This window comes from Rhizobacter sp. Root1221 (genome assembly GCF_001425785.1).
Classification (GTDB): domain Bacteria; phylum Pseudomonadota; class Gammaproteobacteria; order Burkholderiales; family Burkholderiaceae_C; genus Rhizobacter.
This window is the reverse complement of sequence record NZ_LMDI01000052.1, coordinates 1-12,368: the sequence shown is the minus strand read 5'-3', so window position 1 is coordinate 12,368 and position 12,368 is coordinate 1. Positions and strand designations below refer to the sequence as shown.

The window sequence follows — 12,368 nt, the reverse complement described above, 5'->3', positions numbered from 1 at the left end:
CGGATGTACGGGTGCAACTCTCTTCCTGCCAGCCAGACCATGCCAACAAAGTGCTTGCGAAACAGGGGCGTCCATGTACGGGATGACAAAAGAGGGATGGCTCGTGGTGCCGTTGCGTCAGCGCTTCTCTCGATGCAGGCAACACCTGCTCTGCATCACCCGCTCGGGCGTTTCGGGGCATTGCATCGCTTCGCTCGCTCGCCGTGCGGGCTCGTCCCCCTGAAGGGACGAGCCCGCAACAAGAGGGCGAGCAAAGCGAAGCCCCGACGCGCGCACGCCAGGCAAGCAAGCGCAGCGAAGCGCCAGATCAAGCTACCGCCGAGCCCGGGTCCCCCCGGGCGACCGCGGGCGCCCCTTGGGGGCAGGAGCGAAGCGACTGGGGGGCCTAAATACTTCCATCGACGACCAGCTTCGATTTGGTCAGGAGGTCCTGGATGATCTGCTGGTCCGTCGTGAACGCACCCGCGGCCGACAGGTCCACGTTCTGCAGCGTGATCGACTGGTCCACCGCGCCAGCGTTGTAGCCACCCGAGAAACCGCCGCTGCTGCTGATCTGGATCGTCGTGGTGCCGCCGGAGGTGTCGAAGTGCAGGTAGTTCGTCAGGTTGCCCGAGGCGGCACCCACCGAGGTTTCGCCCTGCAGCAGGTCGCGCAGGTCCAGCACGTCGCCACCGGCGGAGGCCGCGGCGTTGTTGAAGTCGGTGACGATGTCTGATGCTGGCGTGCCCACCGCACCCCTGTCGGCGAGCTCCCAGCGGAACACGTCGGCCCCGGCATCGCCGCGCAGCACGTCGTTGCCCGCACCGCCCACCAGCACGTCGTTGCCTGCCCCGCCGCGCAGGCCGTCGATGCCGGCGCCGCCGTTGAGGTAGTCGTCGCCGGTGCCGCCGTAGATGAGGTCGGTGCCGTTCTGGCCGTAGATCACATCGTTGCCGCTGCCGCCGTTGGCCACGTCGGCCCAGGTGGTGATGGAGGTGTTGCCGGCCCCGCCGCTCGCGCTCGTGTCGTCGGCCTCGTTGGTGAGGAGGCCTGTCGTGGCGTTGGTCAGGGTCGTGTCGTCGGCCAGCGTCATGATCCGGGTGGCCCCCACCTGGGTCTGGGTGGCGGCGGTGCCGGTCGACGGGTGATTGCCCGTGCCGGAGTCGCCCAGGTAGATGGTGTCGTTGCCTGAGCCCGACTGCACGTAGTCGTTGCCGGCGCCGGTGTTGAACGCCTGGTGGATGGTGCCCGTGGTCTCGGTGCCGGTCTGCGCCGGGATGCTGCCGCTGGCGCCTTGTGTCACGGCAACGGCCAGGCCAGTACCGTTCTGGCTCACCGAGTACACGTCGGCGCCGCCCTGGCCGATGAGGGCATCGGCATTGAAGGTGGCGATTTCATCCAGGGGCGTGCCCAGGCTGGCAGCTTCCACCGTGACGCCGACGCCCACCGACGTGACCGCGCTGGTGCCGCTGGCCGTCTCGGTGGACGTGGCGACGGCCGTCATCGTGGTGCTGCCCGTGAAGCCCGTTGGCATGGTGAGTGACAAGTGCGCGCGGTCCCAGCCGGTGATGCTGACCGAGGTGGTGCCGGCGGTGGCGGTGAAAGTGTTGGTGCCGTCGCTGAGCACGGCGCCCACGGGCACGTTCTGCATCTGCACGGCCAGGGTTTCCGAGCCGTCGGTGTCGGTCAGGTTGGCGAGCACCGGCGCCAGGTAGACCCGGCTTTGCAGGCTGGTGTTGTAAAGCACCGGGTAGTAGCCGCCTTCGCCAGTGCCCGCGTTGGGAACGAAATCGCTTCGCTGCCCGCCCGCCGCATCGACCTGGGTGATGCTTTGGTAGAGCTGGAAGTTGGCGGTGGAGAGGTCCACCGCCGTTGCCCCGTTCACGCTCAGGTTGATGTCGTAGTTGCCCGGCCCGCCGGTGTTGTAGACCATGAACTCCAGGCTGTAGTAGCCCGTCACGGTGGGAACCAGGGTGCTGGAGGTGAAGGTTCCGGCGTTGGCCGTGCCACCTGCGCCCCATTGGCCCGACATCAGCGTGGTGCCGCCGACTTCCAGGCGTGCCGTGTCATCGACATAACCCGAGAAGGTGTAGGTCTTGCCGGCTTCGAGGTAGATCAGGCCTTGCACGCGGTAGGCGTCGTCTTCGGCCACCGTGATGCCGGTGTCGTCGGCAATGTTGCCGGCCACGCCCACGTTGGTGACGAGTGAGCTGGACGTAGGTACTGCGGTCTCGATGCCGATTTCGCCGGTGTTGGGGTTGGTCGAACCACCGCCCGAGGTCAAGGTGGCAATGCCATTGAAGTAGTCACGCGTGAGGCCGACCGAGCTCAGTGTGGACAGCGTGCCCGCCACCTGCGCCGCGGCGTTGTGCGTCAGCGTGGGCGCATCGGCCACCGGGGCGATGTCGATGCGCACCGTGGCGGTGGCACCGTCGGCCGTGCCGTCGTTCGGTGCGAAGTTGAAGCGCGCGTAGTCGGCCTGGCGGTTGCCGACGCTCGTGCCACCGTAGGCGTCGGCGCCCGATTCGTTGGCGTCGGGAACGAAGCGGAACGAGCCCGCGTCGATGGTGGCCTTGCTCACCAGCGAGCCGGTGCTGATGTTGACCCATGCCGTGCCGTTGAAGGTCTGCAGCGTGCCATCGGCTGGCAGCGTGGAGACGCGGATGCCCAGCGCGCTGGTGGCGCTGTCGGTGTCGGTCACGCCGAAGTTGGCCCAGTTCAGCACCAGTGCGGTGTCTTCGGTGCCCGCCACGATGGCGCCAGTGGCCACCGGTGCGTCGTTCACCGCCGTCACGTGGACGATGGCCTGAGCCGTGTTGCTGTTGCTGGTGCCGTCGTTCACCACCACGTTGATCAGGCGGTCGGCGGTGCCCGGGTTCTCGCTGGTGCTGGCGAAGGTGATGGCGCGAATGGCCGTCTGGTAGCTCGCGAGCGTGGCCGAGCCGGTGAGCGTGACCACGTTGCCCGCCACGCCGGCGGTGATGCCGGCCGGCATGCCGCCGGCGGCCAGCACGTCGCCAGCCTGCGCATTGGTCAGCGTGATGGTGGCGCTGGCGACGTTGGTGCTGTCCACGTCGGTGATGGCGATGTCGGTGTCGGCAATCGCGACGGCGGCGCCGTTTTCCACATAGGTGGTGGTGTAGCTGGAACCACTGGCGGTGGAGTTGTTGGCGTCGAGGTCGACCAGCGGGGCGGCATCGTTGTCGACGATGGTGCCCACGCCCAGGTTGTCGGCAATGGTGGCGTTGACCGGCGTGAGCAGGTTGACGTTGAAGGTTTCGGAGGCTTCGGTGGCGGTGTCGTTGATGATGTTGACCGTGATGGTCTGGGTGGTGACACCCGGTGCGAAGGTGAGCGTGCCGCTGGCGGCGGTGTAGTCGCTGCCTGCGGTGGCCGTCCCGTTGCTGGTGTTGTAGCCCACGGCCACGGTCTGGCCGCTGGCAGCCGACAGGGTGACGGTGAAGGTGGCGGTGCCCGCGGCCTCGTTGACGGTCACGTCGGTGACGGTCAGCGTGGGCGTGGGGTCGTTGTCGTTCAGCGTGGTGGTGACGCTGTTGTTGGTGGCGTGGGCGGCAATCGCCTCGAAGCCGCCACCGCTCACGGTGTTGATGGCCACCACGATGCTCTTGGCGGGCTCGTCCAGTGCATCGTCGGTCGTGGCCACGTTGAAGGTGGCGCTGCTGGCGCCGGCCGGGATGGTGACCGTGGTGACGCCGGTGTAGTCGGTGCCGTTGCTGGCGGTGCCGCTGTAGCTCAGCGTCACCGTCACGGCGGTGGTGGCGGGGCTGCTCAGCGTCACGGTGTAGCCGGCACTGGCGCCTTCGGTCACGGCGGCGGCACCGCTCAGGCTGACGGTGGTGACGTCGGCGTCGTCGTTGACGGTGGTGCTGGTGGTCGAGGTGGTGGTCAGCGACTCGAAGTTGCCGCCGCTGGTCGATGCGATGCCCACGTTGAGCACTTGCGCGCCTTGCACGTAGACGTCATCGGAACGCACCGCGAAGGCAGCGCTGCTGGCGCTGCTTTGACCCACGGGGATGGTGATGACCTGCCCGTTGCTGAGCGTGATGCTCAGCGGAGAACCGGTGACGGCATTGCTCAGCGTGGCGGTGTAGGTGATGCTGCCGCCTTCGGTGACGCTGGTGGCAGAAGACGACAGCGTGACCACGGTGGCATCGGCGTCGTCGGTGACGGTGGTCGTCGCGGTGCTGGTGGTGAGCGCCTCGAAGCTGCCACCCGAGCTGCTGGAGACACCCACGGTGAGGGTCTGCGTGCCCTGCGCATAGGCATCGTCGGCACGCACGGCGAAAGCGGCGCTGCTGGCACTGCTCTGGCCCACCGGGATGGTGATGGTCTGGCCGTTGCTGAGCGTGAGCACCAGCGGCGAGCCTTGCACGGCGTTGGAGACGGTGGCCGTGTAGACGATGGAGCCGCCTTCCGTGACCGAGGCAGCGGAAGCCGACAGGGTCAACGTGGTGGCATCGCTGTCGTCCGTGACGGCCGTGGTGGCGGTCGATGCGGTGTTGACCGCTTCGAAGTTGCCACCCGACGTGTTGGTGATCGACACGACGGTGTTGACGCTGCCTTGGGCGTAGGCGTCGTCGGCCCGCACGGCGATGGCCGGGCTGGTGGCGGAACTTGCGCCCACCGGGATCGTGACGGTCTGGCCGTTGCTCAGCGTGACGACGAACGGCGTGCCGGTGACGGCCTGGTTCACCGTGACGGTGTAGGTGAGCGTGCTGCCTTCGACGACCGAGGCGCTCGACGGGGTCACGGTGACGACCGTCTGGTCGGTGTCGTCGGTGACGGTGGTCGTGGCGGTGCCGGTGGTGTTCAGCGACTCGAAGTTGCCGCCGGTGCGACCGGTGACCGTCACGTTCAGCGTGCCGGTGCCCTGGACGTAGAAGTCGTCGGCCCGCACATTGAACGCCGGGCTGGTGCCCGTGGTCTGGCCGACCGGAATGGTGATGGTCTGGCCGTTCGACAAGGTCAGCACGACGGCGGAACCTTGCACCGCGTTGCTCAGCACGGCGGTGTAGGTGATCGAACCGCCTTCGGTGACGGAGGCGGCCGACGGGGTCAACGTCAGCGTGGTGGCATCGGTGTCGTCGGTGACGGTGGTCGTTGCCGTCGAGGTGCGGTCGACGGCCTCGAAGTTGGCGCCCGACGTGTTCGTGATGGACACGACTGTGTTCACGTTGCCCTGGGCGTACGCATCGTCCGGGCGGACGGCGATGGCGGCGCCGGTGGCGCTGCTCTGGCCCACGGGGATCGGTGGACGACGGCGTGACGGTCACGACCGTGACGTCCGCGTCATCGGTGACGGTGGTCGTGGCGGTCGACGTGTTGGTGACTGCCTCGAAGTTGCCACCGGAACGGCCGGTGACGGTGACGTTCAGCGTGTCGGTACCTTGGACATGGAAGTCGTCGGCGCGCACGGCGAACGCCGGACTGGTGCCCGTGGTCTGGCCCACCGGGATGGTGATGGTCTGGCCGTTGCTCAGCGTCAGCACCAGCGGCGAACCTTGCACCGCGTTGGAGACGGTGGCGGTGTAGGTGATCGAACCGCCTTCGGTGACCGAGGCAGCGGAGGCCGACAGGGTCAACGTGGTGGCATCGCTGTCGTCCGTGACGGCCGTGGTGGCGGTCGATGCGGTGTTGACCGCTTCGAAATTGCCACCCGACGTGTTGGTGATCGACACGACGGTGTTGATGCTGCCTTGGGCGTAGGCGTCGTCGGCCCGCACTGCGATGGCCGGGCTGGTGGCGGAACTAGCGCCTACCGGGATCGTGACGGTCTGGCCGTTGCTCAGCGTGACGACGAACGGCGTGCCGGTCACGGCCTGGTTGACGGCGACCGTGTACGTCAGCGTGTTGCCTTCAGCGATCGTCGTGGCCGACGGGGTTACGGTGACAACGGTCTGGTCGGCATCGTCGGTGACGGTGGTGGTGGCTGTCGAGGTGTTCGTGACGGCCTCGAAGTTGCCACCGGTGCGGCCAGTGACGGTGACATTCAGGGTGTCGGTGCCTTGGACGTAGAAGTCGTCGGCGCGCACATTGAACGCCGGGCTGGTGCCCGTGGTCTGGCCCACGGCGATGGTGATGGTCTGGCCGTTGCTCAGCGTGAGCACCAGCGGCGAGCCCTGCACGGCGTTGGAGACGGTGGCGGTGTAGACGATGGAGCCGCCTTCCGTGACCNATGGTCTGGCCGTTGCTCAGCGTGAGCACCAGCGGCGAGCCCTGCACGGCGTTGGAGACGGTGGCGGTGTAGACGATGGAGCCGCCTTCCGTGACCGAAGCAGTGGAAGCCGACAGGGTCAACGTGGTGGCATCGCTGTCGTCCGTGACGGCGGTGGTGGCGGTCGATGCGGTGTTGACCGCTTCGAAGTTGCCACCCGACGTGTTGGTGATCGACACGACGGTGTTGACGCTGCCTTGGGCATAGGCGTCGTCGGCCCGCACGGCGATGGCCGGGCTGGTGGCGGAACTCGCGCCCACCGGGATCGTGACGGTCTGGCCGTTGCTCAGCGTGACGACGAACGGCGTACCGGTCACGGCCTGGTTGACGGCGACCGTGTACGTCAGCGTGTTGCCTTCAGCGATCGTCGTGGCCGACGCGGTTACGGTGACAACGGTCTGGTCGGCATCGTCGGTGACGGTGGTGGTGGCTGTCGAGGTGTTCGTGACGGCCTCGAAGTTGCCACCGGTGCGGCCGGTGACGGTGACATTCAGGGTGTCGGTGCCTTGGACGTAGAAGTCGTCGGCGCGCACATTGAACGCCGGGCTGGTACCCGTGGTCTGGCCCACGGCGATGGTGATGGTCTGGCCGTTGCTCAGCGTCAGCACCACCGGTGAACCGGTGACCGCGTTGCTCAGCGTGGCGGTGTAGACGATGGAACCGCCTTCGGTGACCGAGGCGGCGGAAGCCGACAGGGTCAACGTGGTGGCATCGCTGTCGTCCGTGACGGCCGTGGTGGCGGTCGATGCGGTGTTGACCGCTTCGAAGTTGCCACCCGACGTGTTGGTGATCGACACGACGGTGTTGACGCTGCCTTGGGCGTAGGCGTCGTCGGCCCGCACGGCGATGGCCGGGCTGGTGGCGGAACTCGCGCCCACCGGGATCGTGACGGCCTGGCCGTTGCTCAGCGTGACGACGAACGGCGTGCCGGTGACAGCTTGGTTGACGGCGACGGTGTAGGTCAGCGTGCTGCCTTCGACGACCGAGGCGCTCGACGGGGTCACGGTGACAACCGTCTGGTCGGCGTCGTCGGTGACCGTGGTCGTGGCGGTGCCGGTGGTGTTCAGCGACTCGAAATTGCCACCGGAACGACCGGTGACCGTCACGTTCAGCGTGTCGGTGCCCTGGACGTAGAAATCGTCGGCTCGCACATTGAACGCCGGGCCGGTGCCCGTGGTCTGGCCGACCGGAATGGTGATGGTCTGGCCGTTCGACAAGGTCAGCACGACGGGGGAACCCTGCACCGCGTTGCCGAGCGTGGCGGTGTAGGTGATCGAACCGCCTTCGGTGACGGAGGCGGCCGACGGGGTCAAYGTCAGCGTGGTGGCATCGGTGTCGTCGGTGACGGTGGTCGTTGCCGTCGAGGTGCGGTCGACGGCCTCGAAGTTGGCGCCCGACGTGTTGGTGATGGACACGACTGTGTTCACGTTGCCCTGGGCGTACGCATCGTCCGGGCGGACGGCGATGGCGGCGCCGGTGGCGCTGCTCTGGCCCACGGGGATCGTGACGGTCTGGCCGTTGCTCAGCGTGACGACGAACGGCGTGCCGGTCACGACATGGTTGACGGCGACGGTGTAGGTCAGCGTGCTGCCTTCCACGACGGCGGTGGACGACGGCGTGACGGTCACGACCGTGACGTCCGCGTCATCGGTGACGGTGGTCGTGGCGGTCGACGTGTTGGTGACTGCCTCGAAGTTGCCACCGGAACGGAGCACCCCGGCCAGTGGCACCGAGATGTGCCGGTGNGGTGATGGACACGACTGTGTTCACGTTGCCCTGGGCGTACGCATCGTCCGGGCGGACGGCGATGGCGGCGCCGGTGGCGCTGCTCTGGCCCACGGGGATCGTGACGGTCTGGCCGTTGCTCAGCGTGACGACGAACGGCGTGCCGGTGACAGCTTGGTTGACGGCGACGGTGTAGGTCAGCGTGCTGCCTTCCACGACGGTGGTGGATGACGGCGTGACGGTGACGACGGTGGCGTCTGTGTCGTCGGTGACGGTGGTCGTGGCGGTGCCGGCGGTGTTCAGTGATTCGAAGTTGCCGCCGGTGCGACCGGTGACCGTCACGTTCAGCGTGTCGGTGCCCTGGACATGGAAGTCGTCGGCGCGCACGGCGAACGCCGGGCTGGTACCCGTGGTCTGGCCCACCGGGATGGTGATGGTCTGGCCGTTCGACAAGGTCAGGACGACGGGGGAACCCTGCACCGCGTTGCTGAGCGTGGCGGTGTAGGTGATCGAACCGCCTTCGGTGACGGACGCGGCCGACGGGGTCAACGTCAGCGTGGTGGCATCGGTGTCGTCGGTGACGGTGGTCGTGGCCGTCGAGCTGCGGTCGACGGCCTCGAAGTTGCCGCCGGACGTGTTGGCGATCGACACGACGGTGTCGACGTTGCCCTGGGCATGCACGTCGTCCGGACGCACGGCGATGGCCGGGCTGGTGGCCGAGCTGGCGCCCACTGGAATCGTGACGGTCTGGCCGTTGCTCAGCGCGACAACGAACGGCGTGCCGGTCACGACATGGTTGACGGCGACGGTGTAGGTCAGCGTGCTGCCTTCCACCACGGAGGTGGACGACGGCGTGACGGTCACGACCGTGACGTCCGCGTCATCGGTGACGGTGGTCGTGGCGGTCGACGTGTTGGTGACTGCCTCGAAGTTGCCACCGGCGTCATCGGTGACGGTGGTCGTGGCGGTCGACGTGTTGGTGACTGCCTCGAAGTTGCCACCGGAACGGCCGGTGACGGTGACGTTCAGCGTGTCGGTGCCTTGGACATAGAAGTCGTCAGCCCGCACGTTGAACGCCGGGCTGGAGCCCGTGGTCTGGCCCACGGGGATCGTGATGGTCTGGCCGTTGCTCAGCGTGAGCACCAGCGGCGAGCCCTGCACGGCGTTGGAGACGGTGGCGGTGTAGACGATGGAGCCGCCTTCCGTGACCNGTGATGGTCTGGCCGTTGCTCAGCGTGAGCACCAGCGGCGAGCCCTGCACGGCGTTGGAGACGGTGGCGGTGTAGACGATGGAGCCGCCTTCCGTGACCGAGGCAGCGGAGGCCGACAGGGTCAACGTGGTGGCATCGCTGTCGTCCGTGACGGCCGTGGTGGCGGTCGATGCGGTGTTGGCCGCTTCGAAATTGCCACCCGCCGTGTTGGTGATGGACACGACGGTGTCGACGTTGCCCTGGGCATAGGCGTCGTCGGCCCGCACGGCGATGGCCGGGCTGGTGGCCGAGCTGGCGCCCACCGGGATCGTGACGGTCTGGCCGTTGCTCAGCGTGACGACGAACGGGSTGCCGRTGACGGCCTGGTTCACCGYGACGGTGTAGGTSAGGGTGCTGCCTTCGACGACCGAGGCGCTCGACGGGGTCACGGTGACAACCGTCTGGTCGGCATCGTCGGTGACCGTGGTGGTGGCGGTCGAGGTGTTGGTGACGGCCTCGAAGTTGCCACCGGTGCGGCCGGTGACGGTGACATTCAGGGTGTCGGTGCCTTGGACGTAGAAGTCGTCAGCCCGCACGTTGAACGCCGGGCTGGAGCCCGTGGTCTGGCCCACGGGGATCGTGATGGTCTGGCCGTTGCTCAGCGTGAGCACCAACGGCGAACCTTGCACCGTGTTGGAAACGGTGGCGGTATAGGTGATCGAACCGCCTTCGGTGACCGAGGCGGCGGAGGCCGTCAGGGTCAGCGTGGTGGCGTCGCTGTCGTCGGTGACCGTCGTGGTGGCGGTCGAGGTGCGGTCGACCGCTTCGAAGCTGCCACCCGACGTGTTGGTGATCGACACGACGGTGTCGACGTTGCCCTGGGCATGCACATCGTCGGCGCGCACGGCGATGGCCGGGCCGGTGGCCGAGCTGGCACCCACCGGGATGGTGACGGTCTGGCCGTTGCTCAGCGTGACGACGAGTGTAGGTCAGCGTGCTGCCTTCCACCACGGAGGTGGACGACGGCGTGACGGTCACGACCGTGACGTCCGCGTCATCGGTGACGGTGGTCGTGGCGGTGCCGGCCGTGTTCAGCGATTCAAAGTTGCCGCCGGTGCGGTTGGTGACGGTGACGTCGAGGGTGTCGGTGCCCTGGACGTAGAAGTCGTCGGCCCGCACGTTGAACGCGGCGCTGGTGCCGGTGGTCTGGCCCACCGGGATGGTGATGGTCTGGCCGTTGCTCAGCGTGAGCACGACGGGGGAACCCTGCACCGCGTTGCTGAGCGTCGCGGTGTAGGTGATCGAACCGCCTTCGGTGACCGAAGCGGCAGAAGCCGACAGGGTCAGCGTGGTGGCATCGTTGTCGTCGGTGACGGTGGTCGTGGCGGTGGAGGCCGTGTTGACGGCCTCGAATCGGCCGCCGGCCGTGCCGGCGATGGACACGACGGTGTCGACGTTGCCCTGGGCGTAGGCGTCGTCGGCGCGCACGGCGATGGCGGCGCCGGTGGCGCTGCTCTGGCCCACCGGGATGGTGATGGTCTGGCCGTTGCTGAGCGTGACCACGAACGGCGTGCCGGTGACCGGGTTGTTCACCGACACCGTGTAGGTCAGCGTGTTGCCTTCGGCGACGGAGGTGGCCGACGCGGAAAGCGTGACGGTGGTGGGGTCTGCATCGTCGGTCACCGCGGTGGTGGCCGTGGACGTGGTGTCGACCGCCTCGAAGTTGCCACCCGACGTGTTGCTGATCGACACGACGGTGTTGACGCTGCCCTGGGTGTCGGCGTCATCCGCACGCACGGCGATGGCCGGACTGGTGGCCGAGCTGGCGCCCACCGGGATCGTGACGGTCTGGCCGTTGGACAGCGTGACGACGAACGGCGAACCCGCCACGGGGTTGTTCACCGAGACGGTGTACGTGAGCGTGTTGCCTTCGGTGATGGACGAGACCGACGGGGCCACGGTGACGACGGTGGTGTCCGCATCGTCGGTGACCGTGGTGGTGGCCGTCGAGGTGTTCGTGACGGTCTCGAAGTTGCCGCCGGTGCGGCCAGTGACCGTGACGTCGAGGGTGTCGGTGCCTTGGACGTAGAAGTCGTCGGCGCGCACGTTGAACGCCGGGCTGGTGCCGGTGGTCTGGCCCACCGGGATGGTGATGGTCTGGCCGTTGCTGAGCGTGAGCACCAGCGGCGAACCCTGCACGGCGTTGGAGACGGTGGCGGTGTAGGTGATCGAACCGCCTTCGGTGACCGAGGCAGCCGAGGCGCTGAGCGTCAGCGTGGTGGCATCGCCATCGTCGGTGACCGAGGTGATGGCGGTGGACGTGGTGTCGGCAGCCTCGAAGCTGCCGCCCGACGTGTTGGTGATGGACACCACCGTGTCGACGCTGCCTTGCGTGTAGGCATCGTCGGCGCGCACGGCGATGGCCGGGCCGGTGACGGCGCTGGCGCCCACCGGGATCGTGACGGTCTGGCCGTTGCTCAGCGTGACGACGAACGGGCTGCCGGTGACCGGGTGGTTCACGGCCACGGTGTAGGTGAGGGCGTTGCCTTCGGTGATGGTCGTGGCCGACGGGGTCACCGTGACGACGGTCTGGTCGCTGTCGTCGGTCACCGCAGTGGTCGCTGCGCCCGCCGTGTCCAGCGATTCGAAGTTGCCACCGGTGCGGCCGGTCACGGTCACGTCGAGGGTGTCGGTGCCCTGGACGTAGAAGTCGTCGGCCCGCACGTTGAACGCGGGGCTGGTGCCGGTGGTCTGGCCCACCGGGATGGTGATGGTCTGGCCGTTGCTCAGCGTCAACACCACCGGGGAACCCTGCACCGCTTGGCTCAACGTGGCGGTGTAGACGATGGAACCGCCTTCCGTGACCGAGGCGGCGGACGCGGTGAGCGTCAGTGTGGTGGCATCCGCATCGTCGGTCACCGTCGTGGTGGCCGTGGAGGCGGTGTTGACCGCCTCGAAGTTGCCACCCGAGGTGTTGCTGATCGATACGGTGGTGTCGACGTTACCCTGGGCGTAGGCGTCGTCACCGCGCACGGCGATGGCCGGGCCGGTGGCCGAGGTCTGGCCCACGGGGATCGTGATGGCCTGGCCGTTGCTGAGCGTGACCACGAACGGCGACGCGGCGACGGGGTTGTTGACCGAGACGGTGTACGTGAGCGAGCCACCTTCGGCGATGGTGCCCGCCGACGCGGTGAGCGTCACCGTGGTGGTGTCGATCGTGTCGTCGATGCGGGTGACGG

3 protein-coding genes and 3 pseudogenes are annotated in these 12,368 nt (G+C 67.7%); all 6 read right to left on the bottom strand.

The features are described from left to right. Nucleotides 1-385 precede the first annotated feature (385 nt). The gene (locus ASC87_RS25980) at nucleotides 386-5,242 is read right to left on the bottom strand and encodes an S-layer family protein (protein WP_056669818.1); all 4,857 of its coding nucleotides are present in this window, start codon (nucleotides 5,240-5,242) and stop codon (nucleotides 386-388) included. 109 nt (nucleotides 5,243-5,351) lie between these two features. Beyond that, nucleotides 5,352-6,155: pseudogene (locus tag ASC87_RS33960) on the bottom strand (immunoglobulin-like domain-containing protein); the annotation flags it as partial. A gap of 20 nt (nucleotides 6,156-6,175) precedes the next feature. Continuing rightward, nucleotides 6,176-7,842, bottom strand: a 1,667-nt coding sequence (locus ASC87_RS33955) for an immunoglobulin-like domain-containing protein (RefSeq protein ID WP_369820796.1), incomplete at its 3' end; no start/stop codon positions are given. 118 nt (nucleotides 7,843-7,960) lie between these two features. Then, a pseudogene (locus ASC87_RS33950) lies at nucleotides 7,961-9,149 on the bottom strand (immunoglobulin-like domain-containing protein); the annotation flags it as partial. A 1-nt stretch (nucleotide 9,150) separates the two neighbouring features. Then, a partial coding sequence (locus ASC87_RS33945) for an immunoglobulin-like domain-containing protein (RefSeq protein ID WP_369820795.1) occupies nucleotides 9,151-10,070 on the bottom strand: 920 nt, incomplete at its 3' end. A 175-nt stretch (nucleotides 10,071-10,245) separates the two neighbouring features. Beyond that, nucleotides 10,246-12,330, bottom strand: a pseudogene (locus ASC87_RS32535) (beta strand repeat-containing protein); the annotation flags it as partial. Nucleotides 12,331-12,368: the final 38 nt, after the last annotated feature.